The organism is Rhodococcus sp. W8901 (genome assembly GCF_013348805.1).
GTDB lineage: Bacteria > Actinomycetota > Actinomycetes > Mycobacteriales > Mycobacteriaceae > Prescottella.
Genome location: NZ_CP054690.1, coordinates 1,753,545 through 1,772,075 on the forward strand (window position 1 = coordinate 1,753,545; position 18,531 = coordinate 1,772,075).

Annotated in this window: 20 protein-coding genes; 8 read left to right on the top strand and 12 right to left on the bottom strand. The window is 68.2% G+C overall.

Annotation, left to right across the window (positions count from 1 at the left end):
* Nucleotide 1: 1 nt before the first annotated feature.
* The 5 genes from HUN07_RS08415 to HUN07_RS08435 are packed head-to-tail and all read right to left on the bottom strand — an operon-like array spanning nucleotide 2 to nucleotide 4,758.
* Entirely contained in the window at nucleotides 2-685 is a 684-nt protein-coding gene (locus HUN07_RS08415; RefSeq protein ID WP_174909082.1) for an HAD family hydrolase, read from the bottom strand.
* Entirely contained in the window at nucleotides 682-1,866 is a 1,185-nt protein-coding gene (locus HUN07_RS08420; RefSeq protein ID WP_114718404.1) for an ABC transporter ATP-binding protein, read from the bottom strand. Before HUN07_RS08420 ends, HUN07_RS08415 begins: the two co-directional genes overlap by 4 nt.
* Nucleotides 1,863-2,696, bottom strand: coding sequence for an ABC transporter permease (locus HUN07_RS08425; RefSeq protein ID WP_217487193.1), 834 nt, complete (start codon nucleotides 2,694-2,696; stop codon nucleotides 1,863-1,865). The genes HUN07_RS08420 and HUN07_RS08425 overlap by 4 nt, the downstream gene beginning before the upstream one ends.
* Entirely contained in the window at nucleotides 2,684-3,598 is a 915-nt protein-coding gene (locus tag HUN07_RS08430) for an ABC transporter permease (protein ID WP_174909084.1), read from the bottom strand. The genes HUN07_RS08425 and HUN07_RS08430 overlap by 13 nt, the downstream gene beginning before the upstream one ends.
* An 8-nt stretch (nucleotides 3,599-3,606) precedes the next feature.
* Nucleotides 3,607-4,758, bottom strand: a complete 1,152-nt coding sequence (locus tag HUN07_RS08435) for an ABC transporter substrate-binding protein (RefSeq protein ID WP_114718406.1) — start codon at nucleotides 4,756-4,758, stop codon at nucleotides 3,607-3,609.
* A 209-nt stretch (nucleotides 4,759-4,967) separates the two neighbouring features.
* Here HUN07_RS08435 and HUN07_RS08440 point away from each other — a divergent pair, with 209 nt between their 5' ends.
* From HUN07_RS08440 to HUN07_RS08450, 3 genes are all read left to right on the top strand, one after another.
* On the top strand, nucleotides 4,968-5,726 hold the full coding sequence (locus HUN07_RS08440) for a GntR family transcriptional regulator (protein ID WP_114718407.1): 759 nt from the start codon (nucleotides 4,968-4,970) through the stop codon (nucleotides 5,724-5,726).
* A gap of 10 nt (nucleotides 5,727-5,736) precedes the next feature.
* Nucleotides 5,737-6,855, top strand: a complete 1,119-nt coding sequence (locus HUN07_RS08445) for an alanine racemase (protein ID WP_174909086.1) — start codon at nucleotides 5,737-5,739, stop codon at nucleotides 6,853-6,855.
* 69 nt (nucleotides 6,856-6,924) lie between these two features.
* A complete protein-coding gene (locus HUN07_RS08450; RefSeq protein WP_174909088.1) occupies nucleotides 6,925-7,287 on the top strand; it encodes a hypothetical protein in 363 nt (120 codons plus the stop codon).
* 67 nt (nucleotides 7,288-7,354) lie between these two features.
* Here HUN07_RS08450 and HUN07_RS08455 read toward each other — a convergent pair whose 3' ends face one another.
* The 3 genes from HUN07_RS08455 to HUN07_RS08465 form a co-directional block, all read right to left on the bottom strand.
* Nucleotides 7,355-7,855, bottom strand: a complete 501-nt coding sequence (locus HUN07_RS08455) for a nuclear transport factor 2 family protein (RefSeq protein WP_114718409.1) — start codon at nucleotides 7,853-7,855, stop codon at nucleotides 7,355-7,357.
* A gap of 97 nt (nucleotides 7,856-7,952) precedes the next feature.
* The gene (locus tag HUN07_RS08460) at nucleotides 7,953-8,195 is read right to left on the bottom strand and encodes a maltose regulon activator MalT (protein ID WP_114718410.1); all 243 of its coding nucleotides are present in this window, start codon (nucleotides 8,193-8,195) and stop codon (nucleotides 7,953-7,955) included.
* Nucleotides 8,196-8,557: 362 nt separating this feature from the next.
* A complete protein-coding gene (locus tag HUN07_RS08465) occupies nucleotides 8,558-10,000 on the bottom strand; it encodes an MFS transporter (RefSeq protein WP_114718411.1) in 1,443 nt (480 codons plus the stop codon).
* A 141-nt stretch (nucleotides 10,001-10,141) separates the two neighbouring features.
* On the opposite strand from HUN07_RS08465, the gene HUN07_RS08470 reads away from it, so the two are divergent.
* Complete coding sequence (locus HUN07_RS08470) at nucleotides 10,142-10,585, top strand: MarR family winged helix-turn-helix transcriptional regulator (RefSeq protein ID WP_174909090.1); 444 nt, start codon at nucleotides 10,142-10,144, stop codon at nucleotides 10,583-10,585.
* Here HUN07_RS08470 and HUN07_RS08475 read toward each other — a convergent pair.
* Nucleotides 10,582-10,920: a hypothetical protein gene (locus HUN07_RS08475; protein WP_174909092.1), complete on the bottom strand. Its 339-nt coding sequence runs from the start codon at nucleotides 10,918-10,920 to the stop codon at nucleotides 10,582-10,584. The genes HUN07_RS08470 and HUN07_RS08475 overlap by 4 nt on opposite strands.
* Nucleotides 10,921-11,007: 87 nt before the next feature.
* Nucleotides 11,008-11,745, bottom strand: coding sequence for an Rv1157c family protein (locus tag HUN07_RS08480; protein WP_114718414.1), 738 nt, complete (start codon nucleotides 11,743-11,745; stop codon nucleotides 11,008-11,010).
* 388 nt (nucleotides 11,746-12,133) lie between these two features.
* On the opposite strand from HUN07_RS08480, the gene HUN07_RS08485 reads away from it, so the two are divergent.
* Nucleotides 12,134-13,405 (top strand): mannosyltransferase, encoded by a 1,272-nt coding sequence (locus HUN07_RS08485; RefSeq protein WP_114718415.1) that lies wholly within the window; start codon nucleotides 12,134-12,136, stop codon nucleotides 13,403-13,405.
* On the opposite strand, the gene HUN07_RS08490 is transcribed toward HUN07_RS08485, so the two are convergent.
* Nucleotides 13,347-13,637, bottom strand: a complete 291-nt coding sequence (locus tag HUN07_RS08490) for a 4a-hydroxytetrahydrobiopterin dehydratase (RefSeq protein WP_114718416.1) — start codon at nucleotides 13,635-13,637, stop codon at nucleotides 13,347-13,349. The two genes, HUN07_RS08485 and HUN07_RS08490, sit on opposite strands and share 59 nt — an antisense overlap.
* Nucleotides 13,638-13,670: 33 nt before the next feature.
* On the opposite strand from HUN07_RS08490, the gene HUN07_RS08495 reads away from it, so the two are divergent.
* Nucleotides 13,671-14,090, top strand: coding sequence for a (deoxy)nucleoside triphosphate pyrophosphohydrolase (locus HUN07_RS08495; RefSeq protein ID WP_174909094.1), 420 nt, complete (start codon nucleotides 13,671-13,673; stop codon nucleotides 14,088-14,090).
* A 6-nt stretch (nucleotides 14,091-14,096) separates the two neighbouring features.
* Here the strand turns inward: HUN07_RS08495 and HUN07_RS08500 are convergent, their stop codons facing one another.
* Nucleotides 14,097-14,285: a hypothetical protein gene (locus HUN07_RS08500; protein ID WP_031940253.1), complete on the bottom strand. Its 189-nt coding sequence runs from the start codon at nucleotides 14,283-14,285 to the stop codon at nucleotides 14,097-14,099.
* Nucleotides 14,286-14,694: 409 nt separating this feature from the next.
* On the opposite strand from HUN07_RS08500, the gene typA reads away from it, so the two are divergent.
* Nucleotides 14,695-16,590, top strand: a complete 1,896-nt coding sequence (typA, locus tag HUN07_RS08505) for a translational GTPase TypA (RefSeq protein WP_114718417.1) — start codon at nucleotides 14,695-14,697, stop codon at nucleotides 16,588-16,590.
* Nucleotides 16,591-16,682: 92 nt separating this feature from the next.
* Entirely contained in the window at nucleotides 16,683-18,524 is a 1,842-nt protein-coding gene (locus tag HUN07_RS08510; RefSeq protein WP_174909096.1) for an ABC transporter family substrate-binding protein, read from the top strand.
* Nucleotides 18,525-18,531: the final 7 nt, after the last annotated feature.

The following is an 18,531-nucleotide window of genomic DNA, read 5'->3' on the forward strand; positions in this document are numbered from 1 at the left end:
CTCAGTACCTTTCGACCGAATGCAACAGGGAGGCGAGGAAGGCGACGTCGGCCCCCTCGAGTGAGTCCAGGATCGTTCGACCCGCCGCCGGCGGGACCGCGACGGAAGGAACGACGAGCACGGCGCATCCCGCAGCCTCGGCCGCCGCCACACCCACGGGCGTGTCCTCGACGGCGACACATGCGCGCGGGTCGACCCCCAGGGCCGCCGCGGCCGCGAGATAGGGGTCCGGCGCCGGCTTGGAGCAGACCGTGTCCTCGACGGCGATCGTCGTGGTGAACCGCGTCGCGCCGAGCGTCTCGCGCACCACGTCGACGACACGTCGTGGTGATGCCGTCACGATCGCGGTGGGAATCCGCGCGCGGACCAGTTCATCGAGCAGCGACAACACGCCGGGACGCGGAACCACGTCGTTGGCGACCAGGGCCGCGAACGCCTCGTCGAGCTCGCGGGCAAGCGCATCCGGGTCGGGCGCCGCCGGCCCCAGTGCCCGGCACAAGTGGGCCGCGGTGTGATCGGCGGGCCGCCCCACGACCGCCGGCGCGTCGGCATCGGAGAGGGGGCGTCCGAGCCGTGCCGCGACCTGCTCGACGGCGTCCCACCACAGTCGCTCGGTATCGACCAGTGTCCCGTCCATGTCGAAGAGGACGGCTGCCGGGGCACCGGGGAGGGTATCAGGGCTCATCGGGCGCGCCTCCAGAATCGACGACTGGACGAAACGGATTGCTGAACTGCACTTCTGACCGGTTCGGCGGTCCCGCTCGGACGGTCCACCAGCACCGGACGGTCCGGTAGTGCGAGGGTCACGGCGGTGCCCGCGCCGAGCGCGGCGGCGGCGGTGGTCGACACGTCCGCAATCACCACGCGGCCGTCCGGCAGCTGCACGGTCAGCCGCGTGCCGGCGCCGCGGAATGCTGCACCGGTGATGCGGGACGTTCCGTCGTCGGACGCCGTCACGCCGAGGGATTCCGGGCGCACGAGCACATCGACGTCGCGGGCTCCGCTTCCGGACTCCGCAGAGCCCGGAAGTTCCCCATGGACGGGCAGCCTGCGGCCGAGGACGTGCACCGCCCGCCCGCCCGCCTCGAGCCGTCCCGGTAGTCGGCTCATGACCCCGACGAACTCGGCGACGAACGCCGTCGCGGGGCGCTCGTAGAGCTCGGTCGGAGGTGCGCACTGCTCCATCTGCCCGGACCGCATGACCGCAACCCGGTCGGCCATGGAGAGGGCCTCCTCCTGGTCGTGGGTCACGAACAGCGTCGTGATGCCCAACTGCTTTTGTAGACGGCGGATCTCGTCCCGCAGAGTCTGTCGCACCTGCGCATCGAGCGCGGACAGCGGCTCGTCCAGCAGCAGGACCCGGGGCTGCAGCGCGAGGGCACGCGCCAAGGCGATCCGCTGCTGCTGCCCGCCGGAGAGCTGGCTCGGGAACCGCGCGGCGTGCTGCGGCAGCCCGACCAGCTCCAGCAACTCCATCGCGCGGGCACGCCGGGCGGACTTGCCCGTCCCCTGCATCCGCAGACCGAAGGCGACGTTGTCGACGGCGGTCAGATGCGGGAAGAGGCTGTAGGACTGGAACACCATGCCCACGTCCCGCCGGTGCGCGGGAATCCTCGTGATGTCCTCGCCGTCCATGCGCACCGTGCCCGCGTCCGGGCGTTCGAAGCCGGCGACGGTGCGCAGCGCGGTTGTCTTGCCGCAGCCGGACGGGCCGAGCAGGGCCAGCAGTTCGCCGGGGTGGACCTCCAGGTTCAGGCCGTCCAATGCCGTTGTGGCGCCGAAGGTACGGCGCAGTCCGCGGAACTCCACGGTGGAACCGGCTCCCGCAGTGGCGGCGGGCGTCCGATCGGTCAGTAGTGCGGTCATGAGGCCTCCTCGAGGCGTTTGGTGCGTCCGGCTGCGGCGACGAGCATGAGCAGCGCCCAGGTGCCGAGCAGGCCGACGATGGACACGGCCACCGACATCTGCGCCTCGGAACCGCTGATGACGACGGTCCACACCGCGAACGGCTGGTACCCGAGCAGTGCGGCGACGGCGTACTCGCCGAGGACGAGGGCAAGGGTCAGGAAGGCGGCGTTGAGAAGCGCGCCGCGCAGATTCGGCAGCACCACGTGGATGAGGGTGCGCGGCCACGAGGACCCGCAGGACCGCGCGGCTTCGACGAGGACCCGCAGATCGAGTGCCGACAGGCCGGCGTCGAGCGTGCTGTAGGCCAGCGGCAGGGCCATCACGGCAAAGGCGAGCACCAGGATCACGGGAAAGTCGGGATCCTGCAACGCAACCAGGCCGTCGAACAGCGGCGTGCCGTAGTAGCGATCCGCGCCCCACCTCAGCAGCGTGGTGATGCCAGCGCCCAGGGCGACGGCCGGGACGACCAGCGGCAGCAGACAGACCGCCTGGACGAGCGTGCGCAGACGTGGTGCGGCGATCCGCACCGCCAGCAGCGCCGGCACCAGCAATCCGAGTACGACCGCGATCGTTGCCGCGGCCACCTTCAGCGTCAGTGCGAGGCTGCCGGCCAGGCCCGTCGCGCTGCCGATGCCGGTGTAGGCGTCGAGGCTGACCTGCCGGCCCGGCGACCCTATGCCCACGCTGAACGCGAACGCGCACACGATCGGGACCACGAAATAGATACCGGCGACCAAGAGCACGACCCTGCGACCGAGTCCCGGCCTGGACATCGTCAGGCCAGCCATCGTGCACTCCTTCGCTGCAGCGGCAGGTAGATGGCCATGACGATCGCCGCGATCAGCACCATGTCCAGGCCGAGGGCAAGGGCGACGTTGCCCTGCCCCACCAAGACGTCGCCCGACAGGCCTGCCGCGATCTGCACCGTGACCAGTTGCACGCTGCTGCCGGCGATCGCCGCGGCCGTCGCGTAGGTGCTGAATGCCGTCCCGAACAGCAGGACGAACCCGCCGAGCAGCGACGGCAGCAGGATCGGCAAGGCCACGTGCCGCCAGTACTGCGCCGTGCTCGCGCGATTGTTGGCGGCCGCCTCACGCCACTGCACGCGCAGACCCTCGAGTGCCGGGGTGAGGGTCAGGACCATCAGCGGGATCAGGAAGTAGAGGTAGACGACGGTCAGGCCCCGCATGTCGTAGAGGCTCCAGCCGAGGTCGCCGAGATGGAAGGCGTTGGTGAGGACGCCCGCGTTGCCGAGGGTCGCGACGAACGCGAAGGCCAGGGGAACTCCGCCGAAGTTGGCGAGGACTCCGGCCGCCGCCAAGACTGCCTCGCGCAGGGCCCGGAACCGCGACGTCACGATGGCGTGCGCGATCGGCAGTCCGACGATCGCGCCGATCGCCGCGGCCGTCGCCGAGAGCTTCATGCTGCCGATCAGGCTCGACCGGTACGGATCCTGCAGCGTCGCAGTCATGTTGGCTGTGGTCAGCCCACCCTCGCCGGAACCGGTCGAGGGCGTGGTGAACGCGCCGATCACCATCGTGGCGACGGGCAGACCCAACGCGATTGCCGCGAACAGCAGCAGCGGGAGGACGCCGAGCCAGCCCCCCATGGCCACCCGGTGGCGACGCCGGGGGACGGGCTGGGTGTCAGCGGCGGGGACCGGGGTGCTCCCACTCCCGGCAGTGGTCATCTGGATACTCATCTGGCGAGCACGCCGCCCCAGCCTTGGCTGACGACTGCCTTGGCCTGCGTCGACTGTACTTCCGTCGGGAAGACCGGCGCGGCGGCGTCGACCTCGGGCAGCCTGGCCGCCGCGGTGGCGTCGAGCGTTCCCGCCTTCTCCATCGCGGGCATGAGCGCCGGACGGGCGTAGCCCTTCAACCACAGGTTCTGGCCCTCAGGGCTGTAGAGGAACTCCTGCCAGAGCCGCGCCGCGGCCGGGTGCGGCGCCCACTTCACGATTGCCTGCGAGTAGAACTGGGCGAACAAGCCGTCGGCCGGGATCGCGACCTGCCAATCGACCCCCTTGTCTCGGAGCGAGTCGCTGTAACCGGCGTTGAGGTAGTCCCAGTTGACGCTGATGGGGGTCTCGCCCTTCTGGATGGTCGCGGGCGTCGACTCGACCGGGTTGAAGTTGCCGACTTCGCTGAGCTTGGCGAAGTAGTCCAGGCCCGGCTGGATGTTGTCGTAGGAGCCGCCATTGGAGAGAGCGGCCGCGAAGACGGCAGCGAATGCTGAACCGGACTGCGTGGGGTTGCCGGTCAGCGCGACCATGCCCTTGTACTGCGGGTCGAGCAGGTCGGCAAAAGTCTTCGGGCACTTCGCAACGCGCGCGTTGTCGCAGCCGATCGAGACGTAACCGCCCATGTCGTTGTACCACCGCGCGTCGGCGTCCTTCTGGCCCTCGGGGATGTCGCCGAACGCCTGCACGCGGTACGGCGCCAGCAGGCCCTGCTCGGCGGCGCTGATTCCGAAAGTGTGGCCCACGTCGAGGACGTCCGGCGATCGGTCCTGCCCCTTGCGCGAGGTCGCGGCGTTGATCTCGTCCTGACTGGACGCGTCCGGATTCTCGACCTCGACGTCGATCCCGTACTTCGCCTCGAAGGTGTCGATGATCTCGCCGTAATTGGCCCAGTCCCGCGGGAGGGCGATGGCGTTCAACTTGCCCTCCTGCTTCGCGGCGGCGATGAGGCCGTCCATACCGCCGAAGTCTTCGGCCGAGGTGGCGGTCGAGGACTTGCCGGTGTCGCTGTCCGTCTTCGTGCTGGTCAGTCCGCAGCCTGCGAGTGTCGACAGGGCGATCGCCAGCGAGCAAGCAAGGCTCGCCTGGCGAAGGTGGTGCATTCGCATCGTGTCTCCTGATCAATGTTGGCTATACAACTTCGCCATCATTCCGCCAGAGCGACGTTGCCATGAGGTGAACGATTCGGAATCGAGTCGTGAAGATTGACCGGCCGAGAACCGTCGATCTCTCGCCGAGGGACGCCTGTGACCAGTGGGAAGAGTTCTGAGAGCTACGATCGGGTCAAAGAGCACCGGGTGCCGGAAGGAGACGGACATTGGCTGATTCGGGGGGCAAGCGCCCGCGCGCCGAGTATCGAAGGTTGGCGGCCGAGTTGAAGGAGGCGATCACGTCGGGAGAGTTCGGTTCCGGGGATCGGCTGCCCAGCGAGGAGAGTCTCGCCGGGCAGTACGGCGTCTCCCGTGGCACCGTCCGCCAGGCCCTGGCCGTCCTGCGCGCGAACGGACTGGTCACCTCACGACGTGGTACACGCCGCGTCATTCTCGGCACTGCGCGCACGCAGAGCTTCTTCGAGTTGCTCAGCTTCACGGGCTGGGCGCACTCGATCGGCGAGGATCCCGGAAGTCGAACGGTCGAGATCGAGCACCGGGCCGCGGTGCCACTCGAGTGCGAGCAGCTCCAGCTCGAACCGGGATCGCACATCTACCGGGTGGTGCGTCTGCGGACTCTCTCGCGGGTTCCCGTCATGCTCGAGCGCGCCATCTACCCCGAGCGGATCGGAAAACTGATAGCCGCCTTGCCTCCGGATGCCCCCTCTCACGCGAACCCCCTGCTGGAGGAGGGTGTTGTGTTCACCGATGCCGATCACACCATCGACCTCGTCGACGCAGATGCGGACGACGCCCGTCTCCTGGGTTGCGCCGAGGGCTCACCGCTGCTCCGCGAGCGCAGGCGTGTCACCGACCCCGCCAGCACCCCGTTGCTGTGGTCCGACGACCGCTTCCTTCCCGGCACGGTCTCGTTCACCGTGCACAACTCCGTAGCCACAACGGCCCTGTCGCGCCGCCGTGGCTAGTCTCGGTTGGGTGGCGACGTCCCTGCCGCAGCTGCGGCTGAGTCTCCCCGCGGTCCAGCACAACGTCGATCTCATGGCGGCGTGGTGCCGCGACCGCGGCGTCGAGCTGTGCCCGCACATCAAGACGACGATGACCCGGCCCATCGTCCAGAGACAGCTGGACGCCGGCGCGTGGGGCGTCACGGTCGCCACGGTTCGTCAAGCCTCCATTGCCCTCGAATGGGGGGCGCGGCGCATCCTCATCGCCAACGAGGTGATCCACGGCCCCGATCTCGAACAGCTCCGGGCGTGGCTGGACGCGGACCCGTCGTTCGAGCTCTACCTGCTGGTGGACTCGACGGCGGGCCTGAGCCTGGCTGGAACGGTCATGCGGGGCGCTGCCAATCCACTGAGGGTCCTCGTCGACGTCGGGACCCCGGGCGGGCGAACCGGAGTCCGGGACGCCCGGGCGGCGCTGGGCCTCGCCCGGGAGTGTGAGAACGCGCCGGGAATCGCCCTCGCGGGCGTCGCGGGGTACGAGGGCGTTCGCCCCAACCGGCGGGACTCGGACATCGTCGCGCAGGTCGATGCGCATTGCCGGGAGACGGTGGACGCCTTCCGTGCGGTGTCGCCGTGGATCCAGACCGAAAAGCCGGTGTTCAGCATGGGCGGCTCGGCCTTTCCGGATCGGGTCATCGAGGCTATCGCGGACCTGCCGGAACGGGGCGGGCGTGTGATCCCGGTGTTGCGGTCGGGTTGCTACGTGACGCACGACCACGGAACTTACGCGGAGGTGTCACCGGTGCCAGGCCTGCGTGCGGCGCTGACGGTCCGGGCTGTCGTCCTGTCCGCGCCGGAGCCGGGGCGGATCGTGGTCGGCGCCGGAAAACGCGAGCTTCCCTACGACGCCGGCCTGCCGGTGCTGGTGTCTGCCACCGATGCCCAGGGAACCGCCCGCCGGTCGGCGAAGGCGACCGCGACCCAAATCTACGACCACCATCTCGTCCTCACCGATACGGTGGGGCTGGATGTCGGTGACATAGTCGATCTCGGCATCTCCCACCCGTGTTCGGCCTTCGACCGCTGGCCCGACATCACAGTGGTCGACGACGGCCGTGTGGAGGCGGTGTGGCACCCGCAGTTCCGCTGAATCCATCCTTGGATGGATTTCTCGAGCAGAGTTGTGAAGCCGCCGGATCCGTAAAGCTAAGGTAATAGCATGTCTGTCGTCTACAACATCCTCGTTGCCGTCCACCTGCTGGGCATGGCCGCGATCGTCGGTGGTTACCTCTCGGTCCTGAAGGCCCCCCGCGTCAGCGAGGTGATGGTCTGGGGCGCTCGAATCCAGTTGCTGTCCGGCATCGTGATCGTCGGGCTCGGCGAGTCGATCGACTCGCTCGGCAAGGACTACGACATGGCGAAGATCGGCGTCAAGCTGGTGATCACCCTGATCATCGTGGCTGTTGCCGAGATCGGCCGGGCCCGGCAGAAGCGTAGCGAGGGCAACCCCAACTTCGCGCACATCGTCGGAATCCTGGCGATCGTCAATGCGCTGATCGCGGTGCTCTGGACGAGCTACTGACATCCGACTCGAACACACGACGGGCGTCCTCCACACGGAGGGCGCCCGTCGTCGTAGGCGGCGGCGATCAGCCGGGGACGTTCGCCATCTTGCCGAGCCAGATGCGGGCATCCTCGGGCAGATTGCCTGACGCCTCCGCGTGCTTGCACCACTTCTTCGCCATCGACAGGAAGTTCATCGGGTTGTAGGCGTCCTCCTCGTGCGACCACAGGTTGTCGCCCGCGTAATGCAGGATCGTGATGTTCGCGGCGCCGTGATCGGTGCCGTCGCCGGGATCCTCCATCGGGTTCTGCACCTCGCAGATCACCCAGCCCCGCTCCTCGTCGATGACGTACCAGGAGACGGGGAACTCGGGCATACGGTTGCCGGGGAAGGCTGTCATCGTCCGGGTGACCCAGCGGCGGATCTCCTCGCGGCCGGTGAAGCTGCCGAACGCGTGCTCGAGGTAGGTCGCGTCCTCGGTGAACTGGTCGGCGAAGGCGTTCCAGTCGCGGGTCTGCGTCGCCTGCACGACGGTCTTCTGGTAGTTCTCGAACGCGGCTTCGAGTTCTTCGCGGGTCCACGCCATCGCTGCGCTCCTCCTGGTCGGTTGCGGGACGACTTCACCTGCAACCTAACGCAGGGCTGGAACGTGTTTCAGTTTTTCGTCGCAATCGACCAGATTGTCAGGTTCCGTGGAGTTCGGTCCATATGCCGAACGGCGGTGGTCCCTCGCCGAGCACCTTGACGCCGTGCGCCGGCGTGCCGGTCAGGGCGTCGGCGTGCTTGACGTGCATCCACTGGTAGCCGGCGAGGAGGTGCTCTTCGGACGTCGCCTTGTTGACGACCACGTTGTCGCCGTTGGCGCGTTGTTCGAGGTACCAGCCGCTGTCCGGGCCCGCCAGGACCCACCACTTCTCTCTGCTCATGGTCGTTACTCCCGTCCTGGAGCGACTACGCGATGCCCCTCTCAACGCTACCGCTGCGGTGGGGTGAAACAAGTCGTCCCGAATGACCGATATGTGGATGCGGTCCGGGCCTCGGATCGGCTTCGGATACCGTTAGCGGTCCGAAATCAGCTACGACGCGGAGGGTCTCGTGGAATTCCTCATCAACCTGTTCTATACGATCGCTGCGAATCTCTACATGGGCTCCTCGGGGGCAGTGAACGGCGGATCGTCGGGCGGGGGCCAGACGACGCAGACGCCGTAGCCCGCGGGCTCGAACGTCGAACGCCCGCCCCGATGCATATCGGGGCGGGCGTTCGTGTCTGTGCGCCGGAAGCCGCGTGTCAGGCGTGGCGCTTGCCCGCGGCTCCCGGCGTCGTGGCTTTCGGGATGAAGAACGCGAACACCAGCGACACCACGGCGGCCACGATGGCGATGACGAACGTTGCGCGGAAGGCGTCGAACGACGGAATCGTCGCCGTCCCGAGCGTCACCGTCATGCTCGCCAGCACGACGCTGATGACCGCCGCGGCACTGGACGTGCCGACCGACCGCATCAGCGAGTTCAGACCGTTGGCCGCCGCGGTCTCCGAGACGGGGACGGCGCCGATGATGAGGGCCGGCATGGAGGCGTACGACAGGCCGACGCCGGCACCGATGATCATTCCGCCGACGACGATCATCCACACCGAGGACGACAGGAAGTAGACGAACCCGTAGCCCAGGCCGACCACGACCGAGCCCACCATGAGGGTGAAGCGCGGGCCGCGCCAGGCCGAGATCTTCGCGGACACGGGTGACAGCGCCATCATCACGAGACCGCCCGGCGCCAGTGCGATGCCGGCGGTGACCATCGACAGGCCGAGCCCGTAGCCGGTGGACTCCGGTGCCATCAGCAGCTGGGGGAGCGTCAGCGAATTGCCGTACATCGAGAAGCCGATCGCGATCGACGCCAGATTCGTGAACAGGACGTTCGGCCGTGCGGACACGCGCAGGTCGACCAGCGGACGAGCGGTCCGCAGCTGCACGAAGCCCCACGCCACGAACACCACGACGGACCCCGCGAGCAGGCCCAGGGTCAGTGGATCGCTCCAGCCCCACGTTCCGCCCTTGGTGATCGGGAGCAGGAACAGGATCAATGCCGTGCTCAATCCGACGGCGCCGACGAAGTCGAAACGTCCGGGATTGCGGACCGTGGACTCGGGGATCACGATCACGGCGAGCGCGACACACAGGAGCCCGAGTCCGGCCGACATCCAGAACAGCACATGCCAGTCCGCGACCTGTGCGACGGCCGCGGCGACCGGTAGCCCGATCGCACCGCCGACGCCGAGGGTGGCACTGACGATGGCCATCGCGCCGGCGACCTTCCGCGGCGGAAGTTCGTCTCGCAGGATGCTGATGCCGAGCGGGATCACACCGACCGACGCGCCCTGCAGTGCGCGACCGACGATCAACGGAATCAGTGAATTGGCGAAGGCGCAGACCACCGAGCCGATCACGACGAGCAGCAAGCTCGCGACCAGAATCCTCTTCTTGCCGAACATGTCGCCGAGGCGTCCGCTGATGGGTGTCACCACCGCGGCCGCGAGAAGCGTCGCGGTGACCGCCCACGAAGCGTCGGCCGGCGTCGCCGAAAGAAGGTGCGGCAGTTGCGGAATGATCGGAACGACCAGTGTCTGCATAAGGGCGACGACGATGCCGCAGAAACCGAGAATCGCGACGATGGCGCCGCTGGATCTGGATTTCGCGGTGTCCGTCGACGGGGACGCGACGGTTGCACTCAAAATGGGGCTCCTCGGATTTACTGCTACACAACAAATTTGCAAGAATGTGTACGGTACACATGGATGTGCACGATGCACAAAGCGGACATTGCGGGCAATGTCGGAGCGAGAGGGTGACGGGTGTCCGACGGAGACCGGACGATGACGGACATCGAGTACGAGTTGACGCTGTTGTCGCGCTACCACGCCCTCGCGCAGCAGCGGGGCGGGCAGAAGCTCGACAGGTCCGCGTACCTGATCCTCGCGAGGCTCGAACTGGAACCGCCGATGAGCCTCAAGGAACTGGCGGAGGCGTTCGTGCTGGACATCTCGACGATCAACCGGCAGGTCGGCGCGCTCGAACGCCACGGCTTCGTCGAACGCGTCGCCGACCCGGACGGCGGTGTGGCGCGCAAGGTACGGCCGACGGAGTCAGGGCTGGACCGGCTGCACCTCGACCGCGACCTGAACCGCACCGGGATCGGTCGGGTGCTCGGCGGCTGGGACGTGGACGAGATCCGGCTCCTCAGGGACATGCTCGTCCGGTTCAACCGGGGTGTCGAGGAAATCGAGGGGCAGCCGTGGCCCCGTCCGGCGGCAGGCTAGGACTGGACGTGCCGCGTCGTCGACTGGACCAGGTCGGGTTCGTCGGGCATCACCACGAGCGTCGGGCGCTGGTCGGGGGAGTGACCCACCGCGCGCCACGACAGCAGTGACCACCGGGACAGTCCCGACAACGCGGAGCCCACGCTCGCGAACGACAGTGAGGACAGTGCGGAACCGGCTGACCCGATGGATCCGATCGACAGGATCGAGCCGACGCTACCGATGGACAGGATCGAGCCGACGCTGCCGATCGAGAGGATCGAGCCCTCCGAACGGATCGAGAGGATGGATCGTCGGGAATGCTGGGAACGGATCGACTGCGTGTTGTCGGCCATTCCCCGGTCTACCACGAACGGACGCGGTGTGAACAGTGAAAGGCCCCACCGAATTCTCGGTGGGGCCTTCACTGTCGGACGGTGAACCTACGCGACGGTGAACATTCCGATCGTCGGCAGGAAGTTGCACGTGAGCGGCGCCGCGCCCTCGGGCTCGGTGGTGAGGTCGCCGGAGATCACCGCGAGCACCCGGCCCGGGCCGGTGTTCGAGATGACCGACAGCGTCGCCGGGCCGTCCGGGTTGATCCGCGCCTCGGTGGTGAGGGTCTGCGTCTCACGACGGCCGTTGTCGACGTTGATCCAGGTGACCGTCATGCCCTGGGTGGGGGCGGCCTTCGCCGTGCCGAGCGCAGTGAAGACGAAACCGGCCTGGCCGGCAGCCGGCCCCGGCGGGGGCAGGTGCGCGGGGCCCGGCACCGCGAGGGCGGTGCCGACCGCGTCGCTCGACGGGGCGATGCAGCCCTTGCCGACGGTGGGGTAGAGGAACTGGGCGATCGCGGGCCCGTCCTGGGGGATCTCGGGTCCGCCGCCGCCGCTGCCGTCGAGGAAGGTGATGACACGCTCGAGGGTGGACTTGAGTTCGGGCGGCAGGTTGGCCGACTCGAGCAGTGCACGCGCCTGAGCGAGCAGGTCGTTCTTGGTGTCGACGTCGGCGATGTCCGCCGGAACGGCGGCCGCGCCCAGGATGGCGGGGGCGAGGGACGCCAGCGCGTCGATGGAGACGTCCTCGGGGACACCCGGAAGGGTCGGTTGCGCGACCGCGTTGGCCGGAACGGCGAGCGCCGCCGCGGCCGCAACTGCACACGCGGTGAGTGCTCGTCGCATTCCTCGGTTACGAATCACGGTTTACCCCATCCTTGTCGTTCAGACGCGTGCGGAGCAGCGTCGGTCTGCCGAGCGGGCGCCACGGCCCATCACGGTCGCGGGTCACTCTATGGATCGACCCCCGATGTGTACAGACTCTTCTGTACGACCCATTCGTGACCTGCGTCCCGAGGAGTCTATGCAAGCTGTGACGTGACTGCCATCGCTTGGTGACCATATCGCGTGACTTATGGGGAAAATGTGAACCTTGATGCAACTGTTACTGATGAGCAAGGTATTTTCTGTGCCCGTCGGCGTCGGGTTAGGCTGACGCGACACCTGGTCGTTCCCCCGCTGCGTCACACTGGGTGCTTACTGCCAGCACACGATCACGGGAGAGCACCAGCCAGTGTCTCAGCTTGCACGTGCCGGGCGGCGGCCACGCGCGCACGCGGCGTATCGCACACTCGTCGGCTGGGCGCCCGCGCTGCTCGCACTGTCGGTGCTGGCCAGGCTGCTGTGGATGGTCCTGACGCCCAACGGTCTCAATCTCGTCGACCTGCACGTGTACGTCGACGGCTCCGCAGCGCTCCTGAGCGGTGACCTGTACGGATTCACGTATTCGGAAGAGACACCCGAGTTCCCGCTGCCCTTCACATATCCGCCGTTCGCGGCGCTCGTGTTCCTGCCGCTGCACTACCTGCCATTCTCGGTCGTCGGATTCTGTTGGCAGCTGTGCACCGTCCTCGCCCTGTACTGGGTGATCCGAATCAGCCTCGAGCTGCTGGTCGGATCGGCCGCCGTCGGGGACCGGCACTGGAAGTACCTGGCGATGCTGTGGACCGCGATCGGGGTGTGGACCGAACCGGTGCGCACGACGCTCGACTACGGCCAGGTCAATGTGTTCCTCGTCCTCGGTGCGATGCTGGCCGTCCGCAGCACCCGCTGGTGGGTGTCCGGTGGCATCGTCGGGATCCTCGCCGGCATCAAGCTGACCCCCGCCGTCACCGGCCTGTACTTCGTCGCTCAGCGCCGCTGGCGCGCCGCGGTGTTCTCGGCGATCGCGTTCTTCGGAACCATCGGGCTGAGCTACCTCGTGATCAGTGCACAGGCTCGTGACTACTTCACGTCGAAGTTCGGTGACGCCGACCGGATCGGACCCGTCGGGTCGGCGTGGAACCAGTCGCTGCGCGGCGCCCTCAGCAGGATCGTCGGCCACGACGTCGAGTCGGGTCCCGTGTGGCTGATCGCGGTCGCGCTGTCGGCCCTGCTCGCCTTCCTGGCGTGGCGCGCCCTGGCCCGCGACGACAGGCTCGGCACGCTGGTCCTGGTGCAACTCTTCGGACTGCTGATCTCCCCGATCTCGTGGGTCCACCACTGGGTGTGGGTGTTGCCGATGCTCATCTGGCTCGTCCACGGTCCGTATGCGCGGATGGTCGGCACCCGCGTCGTCGCGTCGCTGTGGCTGATCGTGACCGTGATCGGTGTGCCGTGGGTCCTCAAGCAGGTCGAGGACGACGCGATCTCACGGCCCGGCGCGCTCGCGTGGGCGGGCACCGTCAACGTCGCCGGCGCGCTCGTCGTGTTCGCGTGGGTCGCCTATGCCGGCCGACGCGTGCGCGCTACGCAGACGCGGCCAGATCGTCGATCCGCCGTGCCAGCTCCAGATCCAGCGCAGTGATCCCGCCGGCGGAATGCGTGGCGAGGGAATACGTCACTTTCCGCCAGCGGATGTCGATGTCGGGATGGTGGTTCATCGACTCCGCGGCCTCCGCAACCCGATCCACCAGCGTGATGGCGGCGGGAAAGCTGGCGGATTCGACGGTGCGGACCAAGGTGTCGCCGTCGCGTCGCCAGGTCGGCAGGTTCGTCAGTGCGGAGTCGATCTCGGTATCGGACAGCAACTCGGCCATACCTCATGATGGTGCGATGGGGAGGGGACCGCAATGACCGGCGCACCTGAACGTGAGGTCGGGGAGGTCGGGGAAGTGGTGGCCGCGGCCGTGATCCGCGACGGCCGCCTACTGCTCGCGCAGCGCACCCGCCCGCCGGAGCTGGCGGGGCTGTGGGAATTGCCCGGCGGAAAGATCGAACCGGGCGAGACCCCCGCCGACGCGGTGCGTCGCGAACTGCGGGAGGAACTTGGCGTCGAGGTGACCGCGGGCGAGCGGATCGGCGTCGACGTGCCGCTGCGCGACGGACTGGTGCTGCGCGCATATCGCGCCGAGCTGATCAGTGGCGTCCCGCAGGCACTCGACCACTCCGCGCTGCGCTGGGTGGACGCGACGGATCTGCGCGAGATCGCACTGGTCGCCAACGACCGCGCATGGCTGCCGGACCTGACCGCACTGCTCGACGCCGACTGACCGGTCTCAGGCCGCGCGGGCCTTCTTGAGGCCCTTCTTGAGTTCCTTCTTGGTCGCGCCCTCGTTCTCGAGTTTCTTCATGCGCATGATGACGACGGGGCACTTGAGGCAGCGCGTCTTCTTACGGCAGCACTTCTTCTTGGGCTTGAGGCCGGAGACCTTGCTGGCCTTGACCTTTCCCTTGCCTTTGCCCATTGCCGAGCCCGGCCTTCCTCCCGAGTGCGGTGCCCAGGATCGGATCTGTCCGCACGCGAGTGAGCGTACCCTCATCCGTTGATCCGGCAAGGTGGTCCGGGGGCTGTCGATGCCCCACCGGGGCCGGCACCGGAGGGTCGTCGGGATGGTTTGCGCAGATGCCGTCACCGGCCAGTGGTGCAGATCACTATTGCCTGGTCAGAGGTATCGATCGGGGGTCACGATGCGAGGTTTCGCGCTGCGGGCGGGTAGGGTATTCGCTGGCCGCAATCCCGGCGCTGACGCGAACATCGTGAACCTTCAGTGACGCGGGGTCGCGAATGGGAATCACGCATGCGCGTAGCGGCAGCCAGAAGCCGTGCGACATCAAATTCGTGTGGCCCCGTCAGCAGCCAGGAGAACGCCCCGCGTGAGCACCACCAATTTCCGTAACGTCGCCATCGTCGCGCACGTCGACCATGGCAAGACCACCCTCGTCGACGCCATGCTGCGCCAGTCCGGCGCCTTCGCCGAGCGCGCCGAGCTGGTCGACCGCGTCATGGACTCCGGTGACCTCGAACGCGAGAAGGGCATCACCATCCTCGCGAAGAACACCGCTGTCCACCGTCACAACGCCGACGGCTCGGTCACCGTCATCAACGTCATCGACACCCCCGGCCACGCCGACTTCGGTGGCGAGGTCGAGCGCGGCCTGTCCATGGTCGACGGTGTCGTCCTGCTCGTCGACGCGTCCGAGGGTCCGCTGCCGCAGACCCGCTTCGTGCTGCGCAAGGCGCTCTCCGCGTCGCTGCCGGTCATCATCGTCGTGAACAAGACGGACCGTCCCGACGCCCGTATCGAGGAGGTCGTCACCGAGGCGCAGGATCTGCTCCTCGACCTGGCTTCCGATCTGGACGACGAGGCTGCCTCGGCCGCCGAAGCGCTCCTCGATCTGCCGGTCCTGTACGCCTCCGGGCGTGAGGGCAAGGCCTCGATGAACCGTCCCGAGGACGGTCACGCTCCCGACACCGAGAACCTCGATGTCCTGTTCGACGTCCTCATGGAGCACGTGCCGGCCCCCAAGGGCGATTCCGCTGCCCCGCTGCAGGCACACGTCACCAACCTCGACGCCTCCGACTTCCTCGGCCGCCTCGCGCTGGTGCGTATCCACAACGGCGAGCTGCGCAAGGGCCAGAACGTCGCGTGGATGCACGCCGACGGCGTCAAGAACGTCAAGATCACCGAGCTGCTGAAGACGGTGGGCGTCAGCCGTGAGCCCGGCGAGGTCGCCGTCGCCGGCGACATCGTCGCCGTCGCGGGCATCCCCGAGATCATGATCGGCGACACCCTCGCCGACATCGAGAACCCGGTCGCGCTGCCGACGATCTCCGTCGACGAGCCCGCGATCTCCGTCGTCATCGGCACCAACACGTCGCCGCTCGTCGGCCGCGTCAAGGGCCACAAGCTGACCGCTCGCATGGTCAAGACCCGGCTCGATTCCGAGCTGGTCGGCAACGTGTCGCTGCGCGTCCTCGACATCGGCCGCCCCGACGCGTGGGAGGTGCAGGGTCGTGGTGAGCTGGCGCTGGCCATCCTCGTCGAGCAGATGCGTCGCGAGGGCTTCGAGCTCACGGTCGGCAAGCCGCAGGTGGTCACCAAGCAGGTCGACGGCAAGCTGCACGAGCCGTTCGAGGAGCTGACGATCGACACCCCCGAGGAGCACCTCGGCGCGATCACGCAGCTGCTGGCCAACCGCAAGGGCAAGATGGTCCAGATGACCAACCACGGCACCGGCTGGGTTCGGATGGAGTTCATCGTCCCGTCGCGTGGCCTGATCGGTTTCCGTACCGACTTCCTCACCGAGACCCGCGGCACCGGCATCGCCAACGCCGTCTCGCACGGCTACGGCCCGTGGGCCGGCGAGATCCGCGCCCGCCACACCGGCTCGCTGGTCTCCGACCGGACCGGCTCGGTGACCCCGTTCGCGATGATCCAGCTGTCCGACCGCGGCACGTTCTTCGTCGACCCGGGCGCCGACACCTACGAGGGCATGGTCGTGGGCATCAACCCGCGCGCCGAGGACCTCGACATCAACGTCACCAAGGAGAAGAAGCTCACCAACATGCGCTCGGCGACCGCCGACGCCACGGAGACCCTCGCGAAGCCGATCGAGCTGACGCTCGAAGCCGCGATGGAGTTCTGCGCCGGCGACGAGTGCGTCGAGGTCACCCCCGAGGTGGTTCGCGTGCGCAAGCTGCACCTGTCGCAGACCGACCGCGCGCGCGAGCGTTCGCGTGCGAAGTCGCGTGACAAGGCCGCACTGTAAGTGTGTGACGCGTTCCGTGCGCGTTGTGCGAGTCTGAACACTCGCGCAACGCGCACGGGCGGGGGAGCCGCTCGCGGACGGGAGGACCGATAGTGGCGCAGGTCTGGCACGGGTTCTCCCGTGAGTTCGGTCGGCGGTTGCTGGGGGCAGCCGCCGCGGTGTCGGTGTTGACGGTGGCCGCGTGCACCGCCAATCCGCCACCGCCGGTGGAGAGCACCGACAGCCCCAAACCGACGACGGCCGTCCCGACGAAGAACACCGTCGTCGTCGCGATCGACGACGTCGGTATCGGGTTCAACCCGCATCTGCTCGCCGACCAGTCGCCCGCGAACTCCGCGGTGAGCGCCCTGGTGTTGCCGAGTCCGTTCCGCCCCGTGGTCGATCCGGCGCGGCCGGGCGTCACCACGTGGATTCCGGACCCGTCGGTGCTGGTCTCGGCCACAGCGACGCCCGAGACCCCTGCAACTACCGACACGGCCCCCGAGACGCCCGACGTGGCTCCCGCGGTGCCGACCACGATCACCTACCAGCTGCGCAACGAGGCCCAGTGGTCCGACGGCGCCCCGATCGCCGCCGAGGACTTCCGCTACCTGTGGCAGCAGATGATCAGCCAGCCCGGTGTCGTCGATCCCGCGGGATACGGGTTGATCGAGGACATCGCGTCGTCCGGTGGCGGGAAGACGGTGACGGTCAAGATGTCCGCGCCGTACCCCGCGTGGCGGGAGTTGTTCACCGATCTGCTGCCCTCTCACCTCGTGAAGGATTCGCCGGGCGGATTCGCGCGCGGTCTGGCGGACAACATCCCCGTGTCGGGTGGCCGGTTCCACATCAAGTCGGTCGATCGAGGTCGGGACGAGATCCAGCTCGAACGCAACGACCGGTTCTGGGACACCCCCGCTAAACCGGACCAGATCCTCATGCGGCGTGGCGGCTCGCCCGCGCAGCTCGCCGACTCGATGCGGTCCGGCGATGCGCAGGTGGCCCGCGTCCACAGCGGTGCCGCGACGCTTGCCCAGCTGTCGGTGATCCCGGACGTGCAGACCGGCACCGAGCTCCAGCCCCGCGTGCTGTCGGTGACGCTCAACGGACGGGTCCCCGCCCTGGCCGACCGGCAGGTCCGCAGGGGGCTCCTGGGCCTGCTGGACCCGAATCTGCTCGCGACGGTCGGTGCCGGCAGCGAGTCGGCGGCGGTGCCGGCGCGAGCACAGATTCTGGCTCCGTCCGACCCGGGTTACGCGCCCACCGCACCGCCACCGCCGACGCGTGAGCAGGCGTTCGGGCTGCTGGCCGCCGCCGGCTACCAGTTGCTTCCCACCACCACCACCGAGGGCGCTGCCCCCGAGACCCTGACGGAGGGCCGGATGGTGCACGACGGCGAACAGTTGACGCTGGTGCTGGGCGCCCCCGAGAACGACGACACCGCGGTCGCGGTCGCGAACACGGTGGCCGACCAGTGGCGTGGGGCCGGTATCGCCGCCTCGGTCCTGTCGCTGCCCGCCGAGGAGCTGTACGGGGAGGCGCTGGCGTCGGGCCGGGTCGATGCGGTCGTCGGCTGGGAACGCGCCGGATCGGATCCGGCGACCTCCCTCGCCTCCCGTTTCGGATGCCTGCCGTTGACGGCTTCCGAGGCCGCCTCCGCGACACCGGAACCGGGTTCCACGTCGGCCCGCGAGTTGCGGTCGCCGAGCAATCTCTCGGGCCTGTGTGAACCGGCGCTGCAGCCGGCGATCGACGAGGCGCTGCGCGGCCAGGGTGACGTGGCGCGGGTGATCGCGGACGCCGAGCCCAAGCTGTGGGATCTGGCGGCGGTACTGCCGGTGCTCCAGGACAACACGGTGGTCGCGGTGGGCCCCGGCGTGCAGGGCGTCGTGATGGGCGGTCCGGTCCAGGTCGGCATCTTCACGGATGCCGGAGCGTGGACGCGGACGAAGTGAGCGAGAG